The organism is Burkholderia sp. SIMBA_051 (genome assembly GCF_046534915.1).
Classification (GTDB): Bacteria; Pseudomonadota; Gammaproteobacteria; order Burkholderiales; family Burkholderiaceae; genus Burkholderia; species Burkholderia ambifaria.
This window is the reverse complement of the sequence record NZ_JAWRXS010000570.1, coordinates 1-255: the sequence shown is the minus strand read 5'-3', so window position 1 is coordinate 255 and position 255 is coordinate 1. Positions and strand designations below refer to the sequence as shown.

The window sequence follows — 255 nt, the reverse complement described above, 5'->3', positions numbered from 1 at the left end:
GCGGCCGACGAACTGCCGTCGGTGAAGCAGCGTGCATGGACGCTCCTCGTGCAAGGCGTCAATCTTTACGACGACCGCGCACGCGCGTTGCTTGATCGCTTTCGCTTCGTGCCGGACGCGCGTCTCGACGACCTGATGATTTCGTACGCGACCGACGGCGGCGGCGTGGGCCCGCACTTCGATTCCTACGATGTGTTTCTTTTGCAAGTAAAAGGCAAGCGTCGCTGGCGTATTGGAGCGCAGAAAGATCTGACA

The 255-nt window shown here is 60.4% G+C and carries 1 protein-coding gene; it reads left to right on the top strand.

All coding sequences use genetic code 11. From position 1 onward, the window contains the following. Window positions 1-255, top strand: a 255-nt coding sequence (locus SB771_RS35760; RefSeq protein ID WP_410722137.1) for a cupin domain-containing protein, incomplete at both ends; no start/stop codon positions are given.